The sequence below is a fragment of the Carnobacteriaceae bacterium zg-84 genome, assembly GCA_013874835.1.
Taxonomy (GTDB): domain Bacteria; phylum Bacillota; class Bacilli; order Lactobacillales; family Aerococcaceae; genus WM01.
This window is the reverse complement of sequence record CP059430.1, coordinates 563025-587931: the sequence shown is the minus strand read 5'-3', so window position 1 is coordinate 587931 and position 24907 is coordinate 563025. Positions and strand designations below refer to the sequence as shown.

26 protein-coding genes are annotated in these 24907 nt (G+C 34.0%); 1 reads left to right on the top strand and 25 read right to left on the bottom strand.

Going from position 1 to position 24907, the window contains the following annotated elements; all coding sequences use genetic code 11:
- Window positions 1-6 precede the first annotated feature (6 nt).
- The 11 genes from H1220_02915 to H1220_02865 form a co-directional block, all read right to left on the bottom strand.
- Complete coding sequence (locus H1220_02915) at window positions 7-312, bottom strand: ribosomal L7Ae/L30e/S12e/Gadd45 family protein (GenBank protein QMI86321.1); 306 nt, start codon at window positions 310-312, stop codon at window positions 7-9.
- Window positions 302-598 carry a YlxR family protein gene (locus H1220_02910; GenBank protein QMI86320.1) on the bottom strand — a complete coding sequence of 99 codons (297 nt, stop codon included), beginning with the start codon at window positions 596-598 and terminating at the stop codon, window positions 302-304. Before H1220_02910 ends, H1220_02915 begins: the two co-directional genes overlap by 11 nt.
- Window positions 599-600: 2 nt before the next feature.
- The gene (gene nusA / locus H1220_02905; protein QMI86319.1) at window positions 601-1701 is read right to left on the bottom strand and encodes a transcription termination/antitermination protein NusA; all 1101 of its coding nucleotides are present in this window, start codon (window positions 1699-1701) and stop codon (window positions 601-603) included.
- Between the two features lie 31 nt (window positions 1702-1732).
- Window positions 1733-2206: a ribosome maturation factor RimP gene (rimP, locus tag H1220_02900; protein QMI86318.1), complete on the bottom strand. Its 474-nt coding sequence runs from the start codon at window positions 2204-2206 to the stop codon at window positions 1733-1735.
- Between the two features lie 156 nt (window positions 2207-2362).
- On the bottom strand, window positions 2363-2920 hold the full coding sequence (frr, locus tag H1220_02895; protein ID QMI86317.1) for a ribosome recycling factor: 558 nt from the start codon (window positions 2918-2920) through the stop codon (window positions 2363-2365).
- Between the two features lie 11 nt (window positions 2921-2931).
- Window positions 2932-3654 carry a UMP kinase gene (locus H1220_02890; GenBank protein QMI86316.1) on the bottom strand — a complete coding sequence of 241 codons (723 nt, stop codon included), beginning with the start codon at window positions 3652-3654 and terminating at the stop codon, window positions 2932-2934.
- 75 nt (window positions 3655-3729) lie between these two features.
- Entirely contained in the window at window positions 3730-4611 is an 882-nt protein-coding gene (locus H1220_02885) for an elongation factor Ts (GenBank protein QMI86315.1), read from the bottom strand.
- Between the two features lie 100 nt (window positions 4612-4711).
- Window positions 4712-5488: a 30S ribosomal protein S2 gene (gene rpsB, locus H1220_02880; protein ID QMI86314.1), complete on the bottom strand. Its 777-nt coding sequence runs from the start codon at window positions 5486-5488 to the stop codon at window positions 4712-4714.
- 423 nt (window positions 5489-5911) lie between these two features.
- Window positions 5912-6664, bottom strand: coding sequence for an ATP-binding cassette domain-containing protein (locus H1220_02875; GenBank protein QMI86313.1), 753 nt, complete (start codon window positions 6662-6664; stop codon window positions 5912-5914).
- Window positions 6665-7540, bottom strand: coding sequence for an ABC transporter permease (locus tag H1220_02870; protein QMI86312.1), 876 nt, complete (start codon window positions 7538-7540; stop codon window positions 6665-6667). It abuts the gene before it with no gap.
- A gap of 10 nt (window positions 7541-7550) precedes the next feature.
- Entirely contained in the window at window positions 7551-8552 is a 1002-nt protein-coding gene (locus H1220_02865) for an ABC transporter substrate-binding protein (protein QMI86311.1), read from the bottom strand.
- A gap of 441 nt (window positions 8553-8993) precedes the next feature.
- Between H1220_02865 and H1220_02860 the strand changes: the two genes are divergently transcribed.
- Window positions 8994-9842, top strand: coding sequence for a hypothetical protein (locus H1220_02860; GenBank protein ID QMI86310.1), 849 nt, complete (start codon window positions 8994-8996; stop codon window positions 9840-9842).
- 485 nt (window positions 9843-10327) lie between these two features.
- Here the strand turns inward: H1220_02860 and H1220_02855 are convergent, their stop codons facing one another.
- From H1220_02855 to H1220_02790, 14 genes are all read right to left on the bottom strand, one after another.
- Complete coding sequence (locus tag H1220_02855; protein ID QMI86309.1) at window positions 10328-11929, bottom strand: CTP synthase; 1602 nt, start codon at window positions 11927-11929, stop codon at window positions 10328-10330.
- Window positions 11930-12076: 147 nt separating this feature from the next.
- Entirely contained in the window at window positions 12077-13078 is a 1002-nt protein-coding gene (locus tag H1220_02850) for a hypothetical protein (GenBank protein ID QMI86308.1), read from the bottom strand.
- The gene (locus H1220_02845; GenBank protein QMI86307.1) at window positions 13075-14295 is read right to left on the bottom strand and encodes a phosphopentomutase; all 1221 of its coding nucleotides are present in this window, start codon (window positions 14293-14295) and stop codon (window positions 13075-13077) included. Before H1220_02845 ends, H1220_02850 begins: the two co-directional genes overlap by 4 nt.
- Window positions 14296-14300: 5 nt before the next feature.
- Entirely contained in the window at window positions 14301-15455 is a 1155-nt protein-coding gene (locus tag H1220_02840; GenBank protein ID QMI86306.1) for an alanine racemase, read from the bottom strand.
- Between the two features lies 1 nt (window position 15456).
- A complete protein-coding gene (locus H1220_02835; GenBank protein QMI86305.1) occupies window positions 15457-15804 on the bottom strand; it encodes a PRD domain-containing protein in 348 nt (115 codons plus the stop codon).
- 10 nt (window positions 15805-15814) lie between these two features.
- Window positions 15815-16738, bottom strand: a complete 924-nt coding sequence (locus H1220_02830; protein ID QMI86304.1) for a GntR family transcriptional regulator — start codon at window positions 16736-16738, stop codon at window positions 15815-15817.
- 14 nt (window positions 16739-16752) lie between these two features.
- Complete coding sequence (locus tag H1220_02825) at window positions 16753-17841, bottom strand: aminotransferase class V-fold PLP-dependent enzyme (protein QMI86636.1); 1089 nt, start codon at window positions 17839-17841, stop codon at window positions 16753-16755.
- A complete protein-coding gene (locus H1220_02820) occupies window positions 17835-18722 on the bottom strand; it encodes a phosphotriesterase-related protein (protein QMI86303.1) in 888 nt (295 codons plus the stop codon). Before H1220_02820 ends, H1220_02825 begins: the two co-directional genes overlap by 7 nt.
- Before the next feature lie 12 nt (window positions 18723-18734).
- Window positions 18735-20051, bottom strand: a complete 1317-nt coding sequence (locus H1220_02815; protein ID QMI86302.1) for a YhfT family protein — start codon at window positions 20049-20051, stop codon at window positions 18735-18737.
- Window positions 20052-20066: 15 nt separating this feature from the next.
- Window positions 20067-20429, bottom strand: coding sequence for a DUF2620 domain-containing protein (locus H1220_02810; GenBank protein ID QMI86301.1), 363 nt, complete (start codon window positions 20427-20429; stop codon window positions 20067-20069).
- 1 nt (window position 20430) lies between these two features.
- Window positions 20431-21681, bottom strand: coding sequence for a serine hydrolase (locus H1220_02805; protein QMI86635.1), 1251 nt, complete (start codon window positions 21679-21681; stop codon window positions 20431-20433).
- A 385-nt stretch (window positions 21682-22066) separates the two neighbouring features.
- A complete protein-coding gene (gene murQ, locus H1220_02800) occupies window positions 22067-22951 on the bottom strand; it encodes an N-acetylmuramic acid 6-phosphate etherase (protein QMI86300.1) in 885 nt (294 codons plus the stop codon).
- 397 nt (window positions 22952-23348) lie between these two features.
- Complete coding sequence (locus H1220_02795; protein ID QMI86299.1) at window positions 23349-24044, bottom strand: L-ribulose-5-phosphate 4-epimerase; 696 nt, start codon at window positions 24042-24044, stop codon at window positions 23349-23351.
- A complete protein-coding gene (locus H1220_02790; protein ID QMI86298.1) occupies window positions 24044-24907 on the bottom strand; it encodes an L-ribulose-5-phosphate 3-epimerase in 864 nt (287 codons plus the stop codon). The genes H1220_02795 and H1220_02790 overlap by 1 nt, the downstream gene beginning before the upstream one ends.

Genomic DNA, 24907 nt, shown 5'->3' with positions numbered 1-24907 from the left:
ATTTTTTCATGACATGTCTAGTTTTTGATAACTATTCGCAAAGCCATCATCAATAAATGCACAAATAGAGCGTTTCTTTCCAATAGCATGACTAATATACGCCGTTGTGAATTGTTCTTTGTAAGGAACTTTATAATAATGACATTTATCTATGATTTTTTTCTTCGTGTTATCACTGACATCTGTTGCGATAATAACTAATGTTGCACGCTTTTTTTTCACTTCTGCTAATACGATTTCTTCACCACTTACCAATAATCTAGCTCTTGTGGCTAACCCTAGCAAATTTAATTGCTTTTGATCATTTAACATTGCCTAGTAAGCTCCTTGCTAATTTATGGTCTAAATAAGCGTAAAGTTCATCATAAAATGCATCTTCTATTTTGACTTCTAATTGCTTTTCAAAAATTTTTGTTTGTTTTGCTTTTTCAACTAATGTTGGATTTAAAGAAATATACGCACCACGCCCATTTAAACGACCAGTTGGATCAATCGCAACTGTTCCATCTGGTTGTCGTACAATGCGTGTTAATTCTTTTTTTGGAAATAACTCTTGTGAAACCACACATTTACGCATTGGTATTTTTCTTTTTTTCATGATTATTCCTCTTCATTTTCTAATGCTAAATTTTCTAGTGAATACACATCTGATTGTTGAGTTGTTAATTCTTGATAAGCTGATTCTGATTTAATATCAATTTTTTTATTCGTTAAACGTGCTGCCAAACGTGCATTTTGTCCACGTTTTCCGATAGCTAATGATAGTTGTGAATCAGGAACAACAACTGTACAAGCTGTTTGTTCATCATTGAAAATGACTTGTGAAACCTGTGCTGGATTTAATGCATTCGCAATAAATTTAGCTGGATCTTCATTCCACTCAACAATATCCATATTTTCTCCGCCCAATTCATCCACAATCGTTTGTACACGTTGTCCTTTTGGACCTACACAAGTACCAACTGGGTCGATATGTTTATCACGAGAGCGTACAGCGACTTTTGAGCGATCTCCCGCTTCACGAGCTACAGAAACAATTTCAACAACGCCATCGTAAATTTCTGGTACTTCTTGTTCAAATAAACGTTTTACTAAATCAGCATGTGAGCGACTTACAAAAATTTGTGGTCCTTTTGTTGTGTTTTCAACTTTTACAACATACACTTTAATACGATCATGTGAATGATACGTTTCATTTGGTACTTGGTCTTGTTTTGAAAGAACTGCTTCAATTTTACCTAAATTAACATAGATATAGCGTGCATCTTGTCTTTCAACAATCCCCGTCATAATATCCGATTCATATTGAATAAATTCATTATAAATAATGTCACGTTCTGCTTCACGAATACGTTGCATAATCACTTGTTTTGCTGTTTGAGCAGCAATACGTCCAAAATCTTTTGGTGTAACTTCAAAACGAATTTTGTCACCTAATTCATACGCTTTATTGATTGTCAATGCTTCTTCTAAACTGACTTCTAATGTTGAATCAAATACATAATCAACAACTTCTTTCACGGCATACACATGAATATTACCTTTTTTTTGGTCAAACACAACTTCAACATTTTGTGCTTGTCCATAATGTCTTTTATAAGCAGATACTAATGCTAATTCTAATGCTTCAATGACAATTTCTTTTGAAATTCCTTTTTCTTCTTCTAACATTGTTAGAGCACGTAACATCTCTTTGCTCATTTTATAATCCTTCCTCTATTTAGACTATCCATTAAAATTGAATTGCTAATCGTAATTTAGCAATATTTTTACGTTCGATATTAGCTGTATTTAACCTTGTTTTATCTTTTACCTCTAAGGTTAAAACATCAGTAGATACTTCTTTCAAAGTACCTTCTATAAATTTTTGCCCATTTATCGCTTGATAAAAAGATGCATGAATATATTTTCCTATTGCATTTTGAATATCTTCTTCTGTTTTTAGTGGACGCTCTGCACCAGGAGAAGACACTTCTAAAAAGTATGCTTGAGGAATTGGATCTGGTGTAATAGCATCCAATTTATCGCTTAGTTGCTCGCTAATCCACGCACATTCATCAATGTCAATACCATTTTGTTTATCGGCAAATACTCTTAAAAACCAAGATTTTCCTTCTTTGACAAATTCAACGTCTACTAATTCAAAATCTGTATCAGTAAATATATCGTGGACAAGAGAACTTACTAAATCAACTACTTTACTCATTCATTCCTCCTTAATACATGTTGCCGTGTATGTTACAAAAAGAAGTGAACGTTTCCGTTCACTCCTTTCACCACGACTTATTTTCTATATTATAACACTTTAAAGAATTTATTTCAAGAGAAATACAAGGAAATAGCCGTTTTATCAGAGATTTTATTAAACATCTAATAATTCTTTTTCTTTTTCAGAAGCTAAACGATCCAATTCTTTGGTTGCTTGATCTGTTAAATCTTGTATTTTTTTCTCATTTTGACGTAATTCGTCTTCTGTAATTTCTTTTGCTTTCTCTGCTTTTTTCAATTCATCAATCGCATCACGACGAATATTACGGATAGCCACTTTACTATTTTCTGCTTCTTTTTTCACTTGTTTAGCCAATTCTTTACGACGTTCTTCTGTTAGCGGTGGAATCACTAAACGAATGACATTTCCGTCATTACTAGGTGTAATACCGATGTCACTTTGTAAAATTGCACGTTCCATTTCTTTTAATACTGATTTATCGTAAGGTGTAATCAATAGCATACGTGCTTCTGGTACAGAAATTTGTGCCATTTGGTTTAATGGTGTTAATGCACCGTAATATTCAATAGAAACACGTTCTAGTAAACTTGCATTTGCACGCCCTGCACGAATGGAACCTAATTCACGTTGTAATGCAGCTTCTGCTTTTTCCATTCTTTCTTTTGTTTTTTGTAAAATTTCTTGTATCATACAATTTCCTCCTAGGCATTTTTGACGATAGTACCGATACTTTCTCCTAATACAACACGACGAATATTTCCTGGTTCATTTAAATTAAACACAATCAATGGAATATTATTATCCATACTTAAAGAACTTGCTGTTGAATCCATGACTTGCAATCCTTTATTGATAACATCTAAATGTGTTAATTCATTAAATTTCGTTGCATCTGCATGTGTACGTGGGTCAGCATTATACACACCATCGACATTATTTTTTGCCATTAAAATAACATCTGCATTAATTTCAGCTGCTCTTAATGCTGAGGTTGTGTCTGTTGAAAAATACGGATTTCCTGTACCCCCTGCAAAAATTACAACACGTTTTTTCTCTAAGTGACGTACTGCTCTTCGTCTAATATAAGGTTCAGCAATTTGTCTCATGTCAATAGATGATTGTACTCTTGTTGGTACACCAATATTTTCTAATGTATCTTGTAATGCTAAAGCATTCATAACGGTAGCAAGCATGCCCATATAGTCTGCTTGTGCACGTTCCATACCCATTTCAGAACCGATATTTCCTCTCCAAATATTACCGCCACCAACAACAATACAAACCTCAACACCTAATTCGTATATTTCTTTTACTTCTTTAACGATTTCTTTAATTGTTGCTGGATTGATACCAAATCCGGTATTTCCTGCTAATGCTTCTCCACTTAATTTTAAAACAACACGTTTATACACTGGCTGTACCACTATACCTATCCTCCATTATAATCTTTCTTAGAAAAAAGCTCCCAAAGTTGGGAGCTATTCTCGATGTCAAATTGATTATTTTTTCACTTGGCTCATAACTTCTTCTACAAAGTTGTCAACACGTTTTTCAATACCTTCGCCGACTTCAAAACGTACGAATGATTTTACTGTTGCGCCTTTTGTTGCAACGTATGCAGAAACTGTTTCGTCTGGATTTTTAACGAATGGTTGGTCATTCAAGCTGATTTCAGCTAAGAATTTGTTTAAACGACCTTGAATCATTTTTTCAACGATATTAGCTGGTTTGCCTTCGTTTAATGCTTGTTCTGTTAATACTTTTTTCTCATGTTCAATTTCTTCAGCAGATACTTGGTCACGAGATACATATTTAGGGTTAATTGCTGCAACGTGCATTGATACGTCTTTTGCTACATCTGAGTCAGTTGTTCCTGATAAAACAGTTAATGCAGCAATACGTCCACCCATGTGTAAGTAAGCACCAAATGCTTCGTTATCGCCTTTTTCAACAATTTCAAAACGACGTAATTCAATTTTTTCTCCGATTGTTGTTGTTGCTTCCGCAATCATTTCACCAACAGTTGCACCATCAACATTAATCAATAATGCTTCTTCTACATTAGCTGGTTTTTCTTTTGCTAATACTTCACCTAATTTAGCAACTAATGCTTGGAATTTATCGTTTTTCGCAACAAAGTCTGTTTCTGCGTTAATTTCTGCGATTGCAGCTGTGTTACCATCAACAAAAATTGTTGTGCTACCTTCAGCAGCGATACGGTCTGCTTTTTTAGCAGCTTTTGCTAAACCATTTTCACGTAAATAGTCTACCGCTTTTTCAATATCTCCTTCTACTGCTACTAATGCTTTTTTAGCATCCATCATACCTACGCCAGTCATGTCACGTAATTCTTTTACTAATTTTGCTGTAATTTCTGCCACTTTCTGTTCCTCCAATAATGTTTTTCTTTAAAAAAGACTGTCTTAATACGACGAAAAGCTATTTTCTTTCCTTCTAAGACAGTCATTCGTTTTTCTATAATTAAGCGTTGTCGCCTTCTACAACTTCAACGATTTCTTCTAATGAAGTTACTTCTACTTCATCACTTGAAAAATCTTCAGCTGTCACTTGATCTTCACCTTGGTTGCCTTCGATGAACGCATCAGCCATTTTAGCAACAATCAATTTAACCGCACGAATTGCATCGTCATTTGATGGGATAACAACATCAATTTCATCTGGATCACAGTTTGTATCAACCATCGCTACGATTGGGATATTCAATTTTTTAGCCTCTTGAACAGCAATTCTTTCTTTACGTGGGTCTACGATGAACAATACATCAGGAATTCTTGGCATATCTTCAATACCACCTAAGAATTTTTCTAATCTTTCTTGTTCTTTTAATAATGCAGCAACTTCTTTTTTAGGTAATACATCAAAAGTTCCGTCTTCTGCCATTGCTTTAATACGTTTTAAGCGTGCAATACGTTTTTGGATTGTATCCCAGTTTGTTAATGTTCCACCTAACCAACGATGGTTAATGTAGTATTGACCTGAGCGTAATGCTTCATCTTTAACAGCATCTTGTGCTTGTTTTTTAGTTCCAACGAATAAGCAAATGCCACCGTCTTGTGCTACTTGGTGCATATAGTCGTATGCATCATCTACTAATTTTACAGTTTTTTGTAAGTCAATGATATAAATACCATTTCTTTCTGTAAAAATATAACGTTTCATTTTTGGGTTCCAACGACGTGTTTGGTGTCCGAAGTGTACCCCTGCTTCTAGCAATTGTTTCATTGCAATAACTGCCATGTTAAAATTCCTCCATTTTGGTTTCTCTTCCTTCGCCCTCATCTATACGATAAACTTTTTCAAGCACCCTATCGCATATCGGAACAAAGTGTAATATAATACCGTACTATTATATACAAAAAGAATGGACTTTTCAAGGTTTTTTTTAAATTTATTTTATGCAGTAAATTATATACTTTTTGGTGCAGAAAGTCTGTTTATAATATTCAATCTATACAATTACATTTAGGTATTCTCTCCAAATTATCAACCGTTGTAACTATTATAATGCCGTTTCTTTTCTTTGTAGTATATCATCCACTTTTCATAAACAAGCATTCAAATATAATGAAACTATTTTTTAATACTAAAAAACATAAATTTAACAAACAACATAAAAACCGAAGTAACATCATGTGTAGTTACTTCGGTTTTTTATTTATTCTAATCATACAACGCGTAAATATCTGTTACAGTGAGTTTATTTTTTTCTTCTTGTTTAACGTCTTTGATGATTTGCCCATTTTTTAGCACAATTAAACGATTTCCATAAGTTAAGGCATCGTTTATGTTGTGCGTAATCATGAGAGCTGTCATGTGATTTTCTTTGATTTTTTGTTGTGTGAGTTTCATCACCATTTGTTGCATTTTTGGGTCTAATGCAGATGTATGTTCATCTAGTAATAATAAAGATGGTTTTTTTAATGTTGCCATGAGTAAGGCTATGGCTTGGCGTTGTCCTCCCGACAGTAGTCCCATTTCGGTGTTTAGGCGTGTTTCTAGCCCTAATTCTAAAGATGCTAATTGTTCAATAAATAAAGATTTTTCTTCGGGTGTGATCCCTTTTTTCAAGCGTCTTTTTTGATCTTTTCGATATGCCAATGCCATATTTTCGCAAACCGTCATACGTGGTGCTGTTCCGTGTAACGCATTTTGAAATACACGACTGATATATTTTGCACGTTCATATTCAGATAAGGTTGTAATGGACGTATCGTTAATTTTTATGTCACCTTTGTCAATGTCAAAACTACCTGCAAGAGCGTTTAAAAAAGTTGATTTACCTGCTCCATTTCCTCCAACAACGGTGATAAAGTCGCCCTCTTCTATATGCAATGTAATGTCTTGCAACGCTTTATAATCGCCAGCATTAGAGTAAAATGTTTTTTCGATATGATTGATTTCAATAAATGACATCTATACTCCTCCTTTTTGTCCTTTTTTTCGTAAATGTGGCATTGTTAAAAATAAGGCAATGAGTATCGCTGAAACAAGTTTAAAGTCGTTGGCTTCAATGACTTGTAATTTTAAAACACCAACCAATAAGACACGATAAATAATAGAACCATAAACTGTACAAATTAAACGTTCTAAAAAGGAAACTTTAGAAAAAAGAACTTCTCCAATAATAATTGCTGCTAAAGCAATGACAATAACACCTAGTCCACTGTTCACATCGGCGTATCCGTTGTGTTGTGAAATAATTGCACCTGCTAGTGCCACAATTCCGTTGGATAGCATTAGACCAAGTAGTGTCATCTTTTTCGTTGAAATACCAAATGATGTTGCCATTTTAGGATTATCTCCCGTGGCAATTAAACCTTGTCCTAATTCTGTTTTAAAAAATACAAACATCAGATATATCAATAATGATACGCCAAATACGCCGACAAGAATTGTGTCGTAATGATGTGGCAAGGTTAGTTGTGTTGCAGGTGTAAAAATGGTGTCTTTGTCTAAAAGAGTTAAATTTGGGCGTCCCATCACACGTAAGTTAATGGATAGTAATCCTGTCATTGTTAAAATACCTGCTAATAAACTTGGAATACGGCATGTTGTGATTAAAAATCCGGTAACAAGGCCTGCCAAAACGCCACCACAAACAGCCAATATTGTCGCTAATAGAGGGGAAACACCTCGAGAAATAGCCGTCATGCAAATCGCTGCTCCTAGAGGAAAGGTTCCCTCTGTAGTCATATCGGCAATATTTAAAATTCTAAAACTAATAAATACGCCTAGTGACAGTAGTCCCCATAAAATCCCTTGGGAAATGGCTGAAATAAAAATATCCATAGAAAACTCCTTATTCTTTATCTACAATTATTGCTTTTGCTTTAATCTCTTCTGGAATATCAATACCTAATGCTTTTGCTTTTGTTTCATTGATGTATACAACACCTTCATTTGCCAATACGATTGCTTTTTCTTTCGGCTCTACACCATTTAACACCGCAACAACAACTTTAGCTGTTTCAACGCCGATTTTGTATTGGTCAACACCGATTCCTAAAACACCACCATCTTTAACCATTGTATCAGCTGACGGGAAGACAGGTACTTTGTATTTATCTGTTACTTTAACGACTGTTGCCATTGCACTGGCTACTGTGTTATCAATCGGAACAAAAATAGCTTGTACATCACTTGCCAATCCTTCTGTCACTTGCTCAATGTCATTTGTATTTGAAATAGATTTAACCACTACTTCTAAATCTAATGCTTTTGCCAATTCTTTTGCTTCTTCAACTTGACGTGTTGAGTTATCTTCACTTGCTGTATATAAAATACCGATTTTTTTCAAGTTTGGCACCACTTTTTTCATCAACTCTAATTGTTGTTTAATTGGTGTTCTATCACTTACACCTGTAATATTGTTTCCTGGTTTTTCTTCACTTGCGATTAAACCGGCTTGAACAGGATATGTAATCCCCCCCATAATAATTGGAATCTCTTTTGTTGCGTTAGCCAATGATGCAGTAGCGGGAGTTGTAATACCAATTAAAATATCCGGTTTTTCTGACACTAATTTTTGACTCATAGACACTAAATTACTTTGATCTGCTTGTGCATTTTGAAAATCAATTTGCATTGTTTTCCCATCAACATAACCTAAATTACCTAGTTCATCTGTAATACCTTTATAAATAGCATCTAATGCTGGGTGACTTAATAATTGTAAAACACCAACTTTGACAATCTTTTTCGTTTCTTGTACTGGCTGTTGTGCTGGTTTTTGTTGAGTCACATACCCAATACCTAATACTGCTAAAATGAATAATCCAAATGCTAATACTGTTTTTTTCATCATCATAACCTCGTTTTTCATTTATTGAATGAACTATATAAAAAGACCACTTATAATAAGTGGCCTTTTTACAAACAAAAACCACGTCGATTTTTTATCCACGTGGTATAGTTCATTCTAAGAATTTGTCTGCCACATAGATACACATTTTCAACACGAAAAGGTTGTATCTATGCACAAAAAGTACATTAAGAAACAACCGTATCTATTGGCTTTGCCAACTATTTACAGATAAATACACACATTGTTTTGTTTGTGTCATGTTCTTAACGTCCTTTCTCTTGTTTTTCTGAATTATATCATCATTAAAAGAAAATGGCAATACTTTTTTAAAAATACTTGATAAACGAAATGCATCTTCATTATAATAAGAATATCAAACACTTTTCACATTAAAATTATTTTAAAGGTTATATTTAAAGGTTATATAGGAGGGGTAATATGCAAACAGGGGAACTTATACAATATTTACGAAAAAGTAAAAACTTTTCTATTAAAGATATTTGTCAAGACAAACTATCATCATCGTCATATCATCGTTTTATCAAAGGAGAACATGAGATTTCTTTTGATACTGTTTTGTATCTTTTAGAACATTTACACGTTGATTTAGATGAATTTCTATTTTTAAAACGTGATTATCAACACTTTCCTTTAAAAAATATATTGACAAACTCCCTTGGTTCTTATCATCAAGAAGAAATACAACACATTCGTTCACAAGCCTATCATTTTTCTGCATATGACAATGATACCTACCACCATCTTGGATTATTATGTGATGTTATCTTAACACGATATGAATCTGCCCTCTATCAATTAAAACAATATTTAGTCAAAGTCGAAACATGGACAACTTATGAAATGTTATTATTCGATTGTCTTATTCCTTATTTAGATACCCCATTTATTAACATTGTTTATAAAAATTGTATCAATGGTTTAAAACGCTATGAACATCTAGACCAATATAGCCATGAATATATTCAAACAGCATTTCATTTAGTCATCTTCTTTTTACATCATCAAGATATACGACATGCTAGAAATATTTTTCAGTCGATGCTATCCCAAAGATTACATGAACCATTTATTTTTGAGCGTCTACATCTTAAATTCCTTAAAAGTATTTTTCTATGTTTAGAAAAAGATGTTACTGCACAAGAGATGATGAAACACGTTTTTTTTGTTTGTGATTTTTTAGATATACCCTACTATCAAAAACGATATATCACCATTTTAAACCAATTACAAACAGTCTATCCGGAATTAAGTATTTTTTTAATTTAAAAACACCCATAAAAGTAGCAAATGTGCGACACTTCTGTCACATTTGCTACTTTTTCACACAATATACTTTTGATGATTTACAATAATCGTGTAAACACAATTATTCTCATTCAGAAAGGTTAGGTGAACATTATAAAAAGAATGGTGTTGATGCAATATAGATATAGAAGGAGATGATTACCATACAGAATATAAAAAATATACTCAAAAAGAATATACCACTATTGTTATTAGTCTGTATTTTAGTGATTGCCTATGCAACGGGGAAATTATCTATTCGGCATAGTTGTCTTGCAATTCTAGGATTTGGATTGGCTCAGCAAAAAGATATGAAGAATATTATAATCATTTTTATTACATTATTATCCACAATATTTATTTAAAAAGGAGAGATACTATGAACAAATATACGTTTTTTGTTCCCGCATTTTATAAACAATAATCCGTCCAAAGAGCATGATGCTCTTTGGGCGGATTTCTCGATATTATTTTTGTTCCAAAGCAGCTTTTACAAAACCGTTAAAAATACGTTGTGGTCTTGTTGGGCGTGATACAAATTCTGGGTGGAATTGTGCAGCGATAAAGAATGGGTGATTTGCCAATTCGATAATTTCAACTAAACGTCCGTCTGGAGATACACCTGAGAATATCAATCCTTTTTCGCTTAATTGTTCACGATACGCATTGTTAAATTCATAACGATGACGATGACGTTCGTGTACTAATTCTTCGCCGTATAATGAGCGAGCTAATGTACCTTCTTGTAATACACACGGATACAAACCTAAGCGCAATGTACCTCCCATTGTGTCTTGGTCTACTTGATCAGACATTAAGTCAATAATATTATGTGTTACATTTGGGTTTTCTTCAGCTGTATCAGCTCCCTCTAGACCAACGACATTTCTAGCAAACTCAATACATGCTAATTGCATACCTAAGCAAATACCAAAGAACGGGATATTATTTTCACGTGCATATTTAATAGTGGCGATTTTACCCTCGATACCACGTTTTCCAAAACCACCTGGTACTAAAATACCTTTGGCATCTTTTAATCTTTGGGAAACATTTTCATCTGTTATGTCTTCTGCTGGTACCCAGTCAATTTCTACATCTGCATTGTGTGCATAGCCAGCATGTTTTAAGGCTTCTGCAACAGATAAATAGGCATCTGGTAAAGATACATATTTCCCAACAATTGCGATTTTTACTTTCTCTTTTAAGTTTAGAACTGTTTGTTCTAATTGTTTCCATTCGGACATTTCTGCTTTAGGAGCACTTTTTAGACCGAATAGGTCGCATACGAGTTGATCCATGCCTTGTTCTTGTAGTAATAACGGGATAGTATACAATGTATCCACGTCACGAGATTCAATAACGGCACGTTCGTCAACATCACAAAATGATGCTAATTTTTCACGAATACCATTTGGTAATGGTTTTTCTGTACGTACAACTAAAATATTTGGTTGAATACCTAAACTGCGTAATTCTTTAACACTGTGTTGTGTTGGTTTTGTTTTCATTTCGCCAGCAGCTTTTAAGTATGGAATAAGTGTTGTGTGCACGTAAACAACATTTTGTGACCCAACATCAGATTTCATTTGTCGTAGTGCTTCTAAGAATGGTAAAGACTCGATATCCCCCACTGTTCCACCAACTTCTGTAATGACGATATCTGAATCTGTTGTTTCACCGGCGCGCATGATTTTTTCTTTAATTTCATTTGTAATATGTGGAATGACTTGAACTGTTGCTCCTAAATAGTCACCACGGCGTTCTTTACGTAACACTTCTGAGTAAACTTTACCTGTGGTCACATTTGAATATTGATTTAAGTTAATATCAATAAAACGTTCATAGTGACCTAAGTCTAAGTCCGTTTCTGTACCGTCATCTGTTACAAACACTTCTCCGTGTTGTAGCGGACTCATCGTACCTGGGTCAACGTTAATATATGGGTCAAATTTTTGAATGGTGACTTTAAATCCTCTATTTTTTAATAATCTTCCTAATGATGCTGCAACAATACCCTTTCCAATAGATGACACTACGCCACCTGTTACAAAAATGTATTTTGTCATATTTGACTTCCTCCTTATCTCTTTATGGGTTGTTAACATAATAAAGCCCCCACTCCAAAAGGAATGGGGGAAATCAACTGTCCCTACAAAAAGGGAGCCCAAATAGAATAATACGCTGATAGAAGAAAAAGGTCAAGTAAAAAATACTTAAACTGATTTTCCACCAGTAAAATATTGATCTAAACGTCCAAAATATTGTTCGACTAATGTATCTTTAGAAGCTTTTAATTGGTCGGCTAGTTTAAATAATGTATCAACCACTGTTTTATTAGTTGTTCGACATATCAAAACATATCCTGTCGATAATTCTGTAGATGGTACAGTTACTGCCATAGCATGACACATATTGGCGACACGTATAAAGCCTTTATTTGCTTTTTGTTGAATCGTTTGCGTTCCTTGGTCAAAATGTCCAAAAATACTTTCGCCAAAACCGTGATAATCAACAGGTCCTTCTTTAGAAATAATGATGTCATATGACTGTAATAAACATTCTAAGCGTTCAATCAGCGCTTGGCGAGATAGTGTATACTTGTCAGCTATATCTATTTTGGGATAAGGTAAATCTATAGCACTATCTATTGCGATGTTCACGTGTGAATGTGATTCAGCCGTGAGTGGAATTTGATGATAGATAATGCGTTGAATATGTGATAACTCTTTGGACAAAATGCCTAAAGAGGCGGTGAACGGTATACCGTCTGTTGAGCGTTTGACCGTTCCCTCATTCACATCATCTTTTCCCAATAATCCATGTATACAACTACATACATTCAAAGCCAGTGCTGGCGCTAAAACGGAGCCTCCTCCGTCTGTTCCAATACCTATATCATTGATATTAAGAAAAACATTCATTGCCGTTCCACTTGATGAACCGGTCATTGCTTGTCCTGTTAATGGATTTTTCAAATCAATGTCGATACCCCTACCACCAAGACTTGCTTTATCCACAGTATGTAAAATGTATCCTAACGATTCTAACGATTGAATAAAAGAATTTTTAATATCTGGAACATTTTTGATACCCATATAATATCCAGAATGCTCTGTTATGTTTATAAGAGCATTAGGAAAAACACGGCAAACAGATTTATGTACATTAGACAAAGCTAGAAATGTTTTAAAAGCATAGTGCTTTATTCTGTTCATGCTTTTTCCTCAAAAATATTTGCTAAGAAAGATTGTCCATGTTGTGGCATGTTTACATCAAAGTAATCGGCCACTGTCGCTGCCACGTCAGCTAATGTTTGTCTATGTCCAATATATTTCCCTTCAATAGTTGGTGAATATACAAGCAAAGGCACTTTTTCTCGTGTATGATTGCTATGTCCAATCGTTGGGTCATTTCCATGGTCTGCCATGACAATAAGTACATCGCCTTTGACAAGCAATGGTAACAATTCTTCGATACGTTTATCACTTAACTCAAGTCGATCGGCATAGCGTTGTACATCTTGTGCATGCCCTGCTAAATCTGTTTCTTGAATGTTCAAGGCAATAAAACCATGCGAGATTTCTTTTACTTCTTTTATGAGTGAATCAAATAATGTATTTGAATCCACTCCAGGAAATAAACGTGTGCTTTCTGTTTGAACAATATCTGCTACTTTTCCTAAAAAAGAAACAGTTATATTTTTTTTATCGAGAATTGTTGCGATTTGTGTGTTTTTATCAATGCCGTATCCTAGATGCACCACTTGATAACCACACTCATAAACATGGGATTTTGGAGCATCTACACCTGCAATATGTGTGCCTCTTACTTCAAAAGCATGTAATAAATCATCAATCGTTATTTTTTGACCACCAAAAGCAATCACACGTGATACGTGTACCACTTCTCTTACTCTTTGTCCTAATTGTTTCAAGTCCTCAAAAGAGATGCTATCTAAACAAGCGGATACATTATAGACTTGACCCGCGTCTGTTTCTAAATTATCGCCAACAGTTGCGACATTATTGACAATTAAAATTTGTGCACCTTTTTCTCCAAGACGTCTGACATTATATCCGTGTTGTAATAAATGACATTCGACATCATCTATTTTTTCATTAAAAGGCTCGATTAAAGGAACTTTAGGTGTTGTCCCCATAATCTCTTGATGCCCTAAAAATGAATCTGCTCCATAATGAGCTAAATCACTCGTCCCATAATTTGCTGTTTTAGAAAAAGAATGAGATGGTAGTTCTTCACCAATGGCGTTCATCAATCCTAATTTTTCTAATGTTGGTAACTGAATAGTTGGAGATGCTTGTATAATATGTTTTGCTGTATTACTTCCGACATCAATCGGTCTGACTTGAGAAACATCGTCCATGGCACCAACGCCAAAGCTATCCAGTACGATCACAATAAATCGTCCCACTTTTTTCACCTTCTTATTTGATTACCCAAACTATCAAATATCCCTTCTAGTTTAGGATTATCTGTTTGTATTCCTGATACAACAGCAACGTCACTTCTTGTGACAAAAATTTGTGTTCTAAAGGCCGCTAAAACCGTGCTGCCTACTGCATGTTCTTTTTCTGTTTTTAAATAATAATCAATACTTTCACAATCAAATGGCATCAATGTATCTCTTACAACTCTGAAAGGTTCATAGACAATAACATGTTCAAAATGTCCTCGACGATAGTACCCTCCACCATAGAAATAGGCATGATTGTCTAAACAATGTGAAATCTCACTCACATAGACCATAGCCGGTCTTTCAATCAAAGATGTCACTTGATGTAATGGTGTTGTTCCTGTTAAGGCATGCCCTGGTTCACCTTGTGTCCCATTCAGTGCTTTAATTTTAGGAATTGTATATGTCGATGTAGCAGATGGCATATTGATTGCAAGATTTGTGATACCTTTTTCTTCTAAAAACCCTTTAGCTTTTTGCAATGTTTGTATATTTTTAGTTGGTACAATATCATCAACTTGATTAAATAAAAAGCAAGGAAATGATGTCAATCCTCCTAATTCTACATAAGACTGTTGACTTAAATACGTCACGACTTCTTCTAGTTGTGATAGATGAAAACCACCATACTGTCCTTCATAAATTGTATCTGTTGGCTCAATGATTTTTAATAATACACGCTGCTTTTTTTGTAAACGTTTTGCCACATCTACAATTTGTTGTAATTTTTCCATTGAAAAAACAGTGATATAGTCTGTCCCATAAGCAATGATTTTCTCAAGTAGAGTATTAGGAATTTGAACCAAATGTCCTACATTCCCTAAAGGTAATTGATGTTTCATCAACAACAAAGCTTCTTTATAATCGACAACAACGGCTTTTGAAATAGCTGTTTCACTAATTTTTTTGGCAATAAGTGGATTACGTCCAAATTGTTTTGGCATATAAAACAATTCCACTTGTTCCTGTTTTGCCACATCTGCCATTGCTTTTGCATTTTGTAAAATTGTATCCAAATCTAATACATACGTGTCTGGCAAAATATCACCGGATTGGTGTAAGTTTTTAGCAACTTCGAGTAGTTTAGGATTTCTTGTTAATGTGATATCTAAAAACACATCAATTCCCTCCTAACATATTGACAAGATGCAAATAAATATAGGTCATTTCTGGCTCAGAAAAATGTTTGTCTGATAATAACTCTGTATAAATTTGTTGACTTAGAGCATATTTTTCATGTTCTTGAACTTCTTTAAAAAATGCGTCATCCATAGCTTGAACAGATGTATCATTTTGTTTCCGACGAGCATCTGCCATTGCTAAATGAATTAAAAATACTTCCATTTCTGTGTCACCCAAACACTCGTCATACATTTTTAATGCTTCACGGATTCTGATTACCCATTCTTTTGTTTCACTATCAATAATTGTACCTTGTTCTAATATGTTTAATTTTTCTATTATCATAATCTGTCTCCTAATATTGAGGGATAATCGTCCCTGTATAAACAGCACGTTGAATTGTCAAGACATTCTCTGTTTGAAAACTTTGTTTAAAGAATGCTTGCAAGGATTTATTTTGTGTGTGCACCACAATGACCGATGTACTCATTTGTTCATCTAATATATCGCTAGAAAGTTTGATATAATGGATGTCTTGGTAGTTTTTATCAACAATTTCATCATAATTCCATACACCCACATCAACAATTCCTTGACGTACAGCAGATACTATTTGATGCCCCGGGACTTCTACCAACTCAACATTTTTTTCGTAAATGAGTTTTTCTGTTAATAATTGTTGGTCAATTGAATTATAATCGATTGCCACTTTCATACCATTGATAATTTTAGATGCCTTTTTATCTGCAAAAATCAAGATATGTTCACTTAAATACGTATGTTTACCAAAATCAACAACAATGTCAATAGGTGTATTTTCCTCTATAGCTTTTAACGCTGCGAATTTTGATAAAACAGCAAAATGATAATTTTCTCTAGCAACAGCCTTTAATCTTTCTTTTGATCCTCGAATATAAGCTAAATTTAATTTCACACGATTTTCTCTAAATTCATCATAAATCCCCGTTGCTAACCCCTCATATAATTTAGAGTATGGTAGAGTCATCGTACCCATAATCGTATCCGACAAAGCAAAAGTTTGTAAAATACTATAATCAACGCTTTCAATATAAGAACCTAAATGTCCTTTAGATTTACTTTGAAATGCTCCTGCTTCTTTCAAATACGCCATAGCATTTTGGACAGTCCCTCTTGATACCTGGAATAATTCTTGATATTCAGATACACTAGGTAAACGATCTCCTTTTTTTAATTGTAGTAAGTTTGACGCCAAACGATAAATAACGTCGCCTTTTTTCTTCAAAAATAACTCTACCATACAGGTCCACCTTTTTATTGATTCATTGCTTGAGATAATATGCGAATAATTGTATCTACTCCCGCTCGATTTGGATTGATACGTAACATTGTACTTTCAGCTTGTGGATTTTCTTGTCTAAATGTGCTAGATACACGATAAATCAATGGACAAAATTCATATTTTGATTCTGCTCCTACCGGATGTCCTAGAGCACCTAACTGACAAGCTGTTTCAATCACGTCTTTGGCAATCGGTTCTTCCAATGTCACAATAACAACTCTTGATTGTGCATTAGCAATATAAGCTCCTTTAACACCTTTTACTTCACCCTCATTTAATCGACGACACAGCTCTGTTCCCACATTCGCAGAAATCGCCAAAGAAACAGGTGCATACACCATACCTCTTAATACTTCTAACGATTCATACCCTTGTACTTGCCCTCCACCAGAATAATTTTCTGCTTTTAGTTTTTCAATATACTCACGCTTTCCTGCAATGCAGCCAATGCCTTCAGGTCCTAATAATTTAAAGGTTGAAAAACAAGAAAGTGTTGCTCCTAATTCTGCACCAATACCTTTTGTTTTTAAAGCAGCATAATTATCATCTGTAATGATGTTTATTGTTGGTGCTAATTCTTTTATCCATGTAATAAGTGTTTCTAAATCGTATGAATCATTTAACTTCTGACGAGTTACTTGAATTAAAACAGCATCAATCTGATGTTTTTTCAAGCATTCTTGAACAATTTTTTTGTCATTAAAATCCGCTTTTATTGTCTGTAATCCTAGCATATCGATAGACACTTTTGTTGTTGGATAAATGGGTGCATCATGCACGAGTACCGTTTGGCCACTATTTAATAAAGCATGTAATCCTAATCGAATAGCATTCGTTCCTGCTCCTCGTACAAGTAAAGTAGCTTCAACATTGAAAAAATCTGCTAATACAGTTTCCACTTTTTTCGTGACACTCGGTTGATTCAATCCTTTCACAACACCTAAATCACCATAACTTAAAATGTCTGTTCCAGAAAAATATTTGGTAATCGCATCGACCAATTTAAATTGTAATTGTTGTGCTTCTTCAAGCGTTAAACTCGTTAAAGGATATGTCATGATTTACTTCCTTTCATAAAGGTTTTAGGATTATCCACTAGCATTTTACGAATAAATGTTTCACTCACACCATTTTCTAGTGCCATTGGAACAAAAGTATCCAATAAATACGCATACCCCATGCCACCTTGATACGTTAAATGTGATTTTCTTGTAATATCCATTGATAAGAATACTTTATCTATATATCCTCTTTTTTCAATTTCTTTTAACATGTTTATTCTCGTCAAATCAGGTTGATAATTTTCTTTTCCAACTGTATCAAACTCGACGTAAACACCTTGATCTAACATATATAAAACATACTCCGCATTACCTGTTAAGTCAACATGTCCAATAACAATTTTTTCTAAATCTGTTTTTTGTTTTTTGAAAAAGGCAATTTGTTCATGTCCGTATGTCCCTAATGTTGTATGTGTAGTAATAGGAACTCCTGTTTCTTTATGTGCAATAACAGAGGCTTCGAACACTTTTCTTTCTCTGTCTGTCATTAGATTTTTACTCGTACCAATTTCACCAATAATTTGTGCTTTGATTGTTGTATCCGCAATGCCTTGTGTGATTTCTTTTATCATAAAATCAGCTAATTGTTTCACACTTGCATCTGTTACAAAGTCGGGTAAAAATTTGTCTTGGTAAAAACCTGTTGCTTGTATCACATTTATTTGTGTTAATTCAGCAACTTTTTGGACATATACAGGATTACGTTTCATATCTAAATTCGTCACATCGACAATATTACGAACGCCTCTTTCGTATAATCCCTTAAACTCTTGAACTGTTTCATCAAAACAGTTTAAATTTGTGTCATCAATGCCTTTTAAACGAGATAAGTCAATGGTTGTATGTTCGTGCATATACGTAATGCCGTCTATCCAAGTCATAGAAACACCTCATTACTTAGCAACGACTGGGATAAATAAACCAATCAAATATAAAATATTTACGATAATACCTAAACTAATCGTTGCCATTGGTCCTACTGCCAATTCAACAACTGGTTTTTTCGCTTTTCTGTTTAACAATAGTAACCCGATTACCCAGAAATAACCAATTCCAGGAGCAATTTGTTCACACGCCATAGCACCTCCGACTAATAAAGCTATTTCTAACACTTTATTCATCGCTGTACGAATATGTTCACCCATGTCACGAATACCTGGGAATTTATCTAATGCTTTTGCTACTAAAGATAATAATTGAACTTCAACAAACATTAACAAAGCACCTAAAACAAAGGCAACAGCTGGATTACCATGTAAAGCAATACCTGCAACAAACGCAAATGTTGTTCCCGCTGGACTGTACACACCTGTCACAATTGCTGTTGAGAAAACAAGTGGAATAAAACCAATACCACGCGCAAATGCTGCTAATGCTGCTTCATTAAATTTCGCATCTTTTAATAAGTTTAATGAAATTGGATCTCCTGCAATAATCAATAAACTTGTTGCTGCAGCAACTAATCCGCCTGTTAATGCTAACCATAACCAATTTTTCTTAATGCGATTCACACGTTCTAAAAAGACACTAACTAATGCTTGGTTTGATTCTGTACCATCGCTTTTTACCATCATGGCAAAAATAATCATAAAAATCATACCAACTAATAATGACATACCTTCTGCACTTAATTTAATAGCTGTTCCATTGTCTAATGTGATTGTTCCAAAACGTTTTACAAAAACAAGTGTTAATAATGTTGCACCTAATGCCACTGCACCTTTTTTCATACCATGTTGGCTTGCAATAGCAATCGCTGGGAAAATACTGAATGCAACAATAATTGGTGCTCCAACAACTGATAATGACGGCATGAAATTCACAGGTAACATAGCGAATAAATCAACGACTTTTTGCAATCCTAAAACAAGACCAATACCATAGATTGCTCCAACACCACCAGATAAGGCTAAACCAAGTTTTCCTTCTGGTGCCCATGAACCGATAATGTCTGTCATCAATAAAATACTATGTACTAAAATAATAGATGCCCCGATAGATACTGGAATACCAAATCCAATAACTAAACCAAAACTTAATGCAAAACTTGTTGCCGCAAGTTCTTTCTTCCCAATTTTACCTTCTAAAAATTCTGGTAAAATAGGTCTTAATCCGTCATTAAAAACGGCAATACCTTTATTTGATAAAATGGCACATAATCCACCTAATAAGGCAATTACGACTAATTCTAAAATTTTTGATGTTTCCATATTTATTCTCCCTTATTATTGTTCATTTAATGCTTTCATAATGATTGGAATAACGATTTCTTTATGTTGTGCTGTAAAGCCAAATGCTTTTTTACCACTTTTAACATTTTCTATAATCTCTTCATCACTCATAACGTGACCGGGCATAGAGATAGTGACACATTCTTGTCTACCTAATAAAGCTAAAGCCATTGCTAAGGCACCGCCACCACCTGTATTACATGCTCCAATGTAGTAATCTGCTGCTCCTGTTTTTACTGCCATTGCAGCATCTAAATCATTTTTAATTGAAATATCGTATCGATTTTCTCCATACGCTTCAACTAGTTGCTTCACTTCTTCTTTATCAATTTGCCCACCAATAACAATTTTTTTCATTTTATTTCTCCATTTTTTCTAGATAAATATTTTTTACAGTATAGTTTACAGATGCAGCAAAATCATTGATGACATTATAGGCTCCGTTTTCTTTTTGTCCATTATTCATTTTATTTGTCAATAAAATAATAACAATATTTTCTTTTGGAGAAATTGTCACGTATGTACCTGTAAATCCATTATGTCCTAAAGCGTCATCAGATAATTCTTTTAACCATGCATTATGTTTGATAAAACCATATGCTTGAACTGTACCACTTTTTTCTGTATGAACATCTTCTAAAAAGGCATTTAACACTGTTTCATCATATAAAACTGTTTGTCCACTTTTTCCTTTATCTAATAAAACTTGATATAATTTAGCTAAATCTGAAGCTGTTGAAAATAGCCCTGCATGTCCTGCGATTCCTTCATTTGCCATACCAGCATTTCCGTCATTTACTTCACCTTGTAATTCCACTTGACGCCAATTCATAAACTTATCAAATGCATCTTTATCTTCACTCATATCATATCCAAAATTAGGATAGTTCACTTCATCTATCATTCTTAATTCATAAGGATTTCCGTATGATGTTACAGCAATTTGATTTTTATCAATATTTTTTGACAACGGATTAAACATTGTATGTTTTAAACCAAGTGGCTCATAAATTGTTTTTTCAACATAAGTATCAAAAGGTTGATTTGTTATTTTTTCAATAACAAATGCCAATGTCATAAAACCTAAGTCACTATATTTATATGTGCCTGTTTCAAACATCAATGGTTGATTTTCAATATATTCTAACGCTTTTTCACGTGTATTGGCATATAAATAAATGGCTTTCCATTGTGGTAGCCCAGATGTATGACTTAATAATTGTCCTATTGTCACATTTTCTTTACCGTTTTTAGCAAAGTCTGGTAAATAAGTCGCTACTTTATCATCTAATTTTATTTTCCCTTCATAAACAAGATGCATCATAGCTTGGGTTGTTGCACTTATTTTTGTCACGGATGCTAAGTCAAATAATGTATCATTCGTCACAGCTATTGGCTTTTCTACCTTAGTAGGTGGATTATTCGCAAAATCAAATGCTTGTATCACACCGTAGGATTTATTAAACACTAATTGTCCGTCCTTCATAATGGCAATTTGAGCACCTGGAACAGCTTTTGGATTATCTTTTGCTAACTGACTACGAACATAAGTATAAGCAATTCCATCTATAGATTTTTCCAATGCTAAATTCTCATTTGGTTTAGCCATTGTAACTGTTGTTGATGTATCTGGCTTAGTCATTGTGTCCTTTGTTGGTGTTTGGGTACAAGCACTCAATCCAAAACTCAATAATGCAACGCTACAAAATAATGTGAGTGTTTTTCTCATAAGTATCTCCCTTTCATTATTGTCCTAATCATTGTGATTTGTTCCATTGTTACCAGCTAATTGATATAGGTATTTGATATTCTCTATACCCTTTCCAAATACGAGCCTCTCTTTCGTTTATTTTATTTTTTCAATATACATTTTTTTGTACATTGAAAAATCATAAAGATACAAAGATGAAAACGTTACCTATCTTCAATTACCAACATTATAATATATACTCTCTAAAATGTAAACCTTTTCTTCTCGTGAGTGTGCACTGTTGTCAATCAACAATTTCACGAATAAATCCTTTATATTGAGAGAGTAATTCTTCTGCTTTTTGACTTGATACACTAAATAAAATCATGACAACTGCTACTTTTGTTCGCTTATTAGCCAATAAAAATGTTTTTTCCGCCATTATTTTTGTACAACCTGTTGCTTCTTGAATAATTGAAATAGCTCTTTTGTACAATTTTTCATTACTTGCCACAACGTCTATCATCAGATTTTGATACACTTTTCCTAATTTTATCATCGCTGTTGTTGAAATCATATTTAAAATCATTTTCTGTGCAGTTCCTGCTTTCATTCTTGTTGAACCAGTCAACACTTCTGAGCCAACAAAAACTTCAACTGGATAATCTGCTAGAGCAGACATTTTTGAATGTTTATTACATACAATCGCACCTGTTTTAGCACCTATTGAATGCGCATATTCTAATGCACTCACAACATAGGGTGTATTACCACTAGCTGCTACGCCAATCAATATATCTTTTTCACAAAAAGAAATAGCTTTTAAATCAAGAACGGCTTGTTCGGTATCATCTTCTGCACCTTCTACTGCTTGTGTTATTGCACTTGATCCTCCAGCAATAATTCCTTGAATCATTTCACAAGGTGCATTAAAGGTCGGAACACATTCACTTGCATCTAATATACTTAATCTACCACTTGTTCCTGCACCAATATAAATAAGTCTTCCTTGATTGCTTAATATAGTAACGACCATTTCAATCAACTGATTGATACTTGGTAACGCCTCTTTCACACATCGAGCAACTTTATCATCTTCTTGATTGATAAGTGTGGTAATTTCGGAAATAGACATTGTATCCAATGCCATACTTTCTTGTAATCTTGTTTCTGTTATATGTTCTTGCATATTATCACCTCTTATATTAAATATTATAATGCTTTCAGAATGTTTTATCTATAATAAAAGCAATTCTTCGTTACATCCCACTAAACAAATAATAGATAAGGCAATCTATCTATAACGAACTACAAAAATAGAACTGTCCTAAATGCCAATATCTTTTTAAATGACTATTCGACAAATTATCACTCTATACTATTTGGTGTTGATGGCTCTATAACAAATCGTGTTGGTGGATTATTTCCACCAACACGATTTATTATAAAGTCACCTAAAAACGACTTGAAATCAACAAGTTCAACGAGTTGATTTCAAGTCGTTTTCTATTTAGGAATATTTATTTACATTTATACGAACGGTTAGTTTCCCATATTTTCATTTTGATGGTAGCTCTATCTTTTCTTTACTTTTGTCCATAATAAGCATTTTTACCGTGTTTACGCAAATAGTGTTTATCCATTAGCACTTGTGGTGCTTGTTCAACATTAGGGCAAAGTAATTCTGTGTTTTTTGCCATGTCGGCCACTTCTTCTAAAACAACGCTGTGATAAACAGCCTCTTCTGGTGTTTTACCCCATGTAAAAGGACCATGATTTCTAACAATTACTCCGGGAACCGCCATTGGATTTATGTGTCTATGATGAAATGTTTCAATAATGACATCTCCTGTTGACTTTTCATAATCCCCATTGATTTCTTCTGCTGTGAGTGATCTTGCACAAGGAATTGAACCGTAAAAGTAATCAGCATGTGTTGTTCCGTAGAAAGGAATATCTCGTCCTGCTTGAGCCCACGCAACTGCTTGGCTAGAATGTGTATGTACGATACCGCCCACTTCATGAAATGCTTTATATATCTCAAGATGTGTTTTTAAATCGGATGATGGACGTAATGTACCCTCAACAATATTACCATTTAAATCGGTAATCACCATATTTTCAGGAGATAGTTTTTCATAGTCAACACCACTTGGTTTAATAACGACTAAACCCGTTTCTCTATCAATGGCACTCACATTTCCCCATGTAAATTTCACTAATTTATGCTTAGGCAAATCACAATTAGCTTGATAGACACGTTCTCTTAGATTTTCTAGCATTATCGTAACCCCGCTTTCTCTAATAATGGATATAAAAAGGCTTGAGCTTCTTGAATGGCAGCTTTTGTTTCTTCGACTGTCTTACAATTTTCAGACCACATTTCAATTAAAAACGCACCTTGATAATTAGTTTCTTTCAACACACGGAAGCATTCTTCCCAATCAACACATCCTTTGCCAAATGGTACATCTCGAAATTGTCCTTTTTGTGTTTCTGTAACGGCGTATGTATCTTTTAAATGCATTGCGGCAATTGATTTATGCCCTAAATAAAATTCACTATACAAATCATTATGCCATGCAGAAACATTGCCTGTATCAGGATACACAAATAGATAAGGAGAGTTGATTTCTTTTTCAATCGCTAAATATTTTTCAATACTATTGATGAACATATCATCCATAATTTCGATAGCTAAAATCACTTGACATTGCTCTGCCCAATCACACGCTTTTCTTAAATTTTTCATAAACCGACGTCGTGTTTCAGGAGATTTTTCTTCATAATACACATCATATCCGGCTAATTGAATGACACGAACACCTAAATCTTGTGCCAACTCAATACATTTTTGCATTAACACTAATGATTTTTCTTCTATTGAAGCATCACTAGAACCCAATGGATAACGACGATGTCCACTAAAACAAATACTTGGAATGCGTACTCCTGTTTCATAAATGGCTTTAACAATATCTAACCGTTCCTCTTTTGTCCAATCTAAACGTGATAAACGTGCATCTGTTTCATCAATAGACATTTCGACAAAATCAAAACCTAATTCTTTGGCAAATAATAATCTTTCTGGCCAGGTCATCTGCTTAGGTGTTGCTTTTTCATAAAGACCGATTGGACGTTTCAT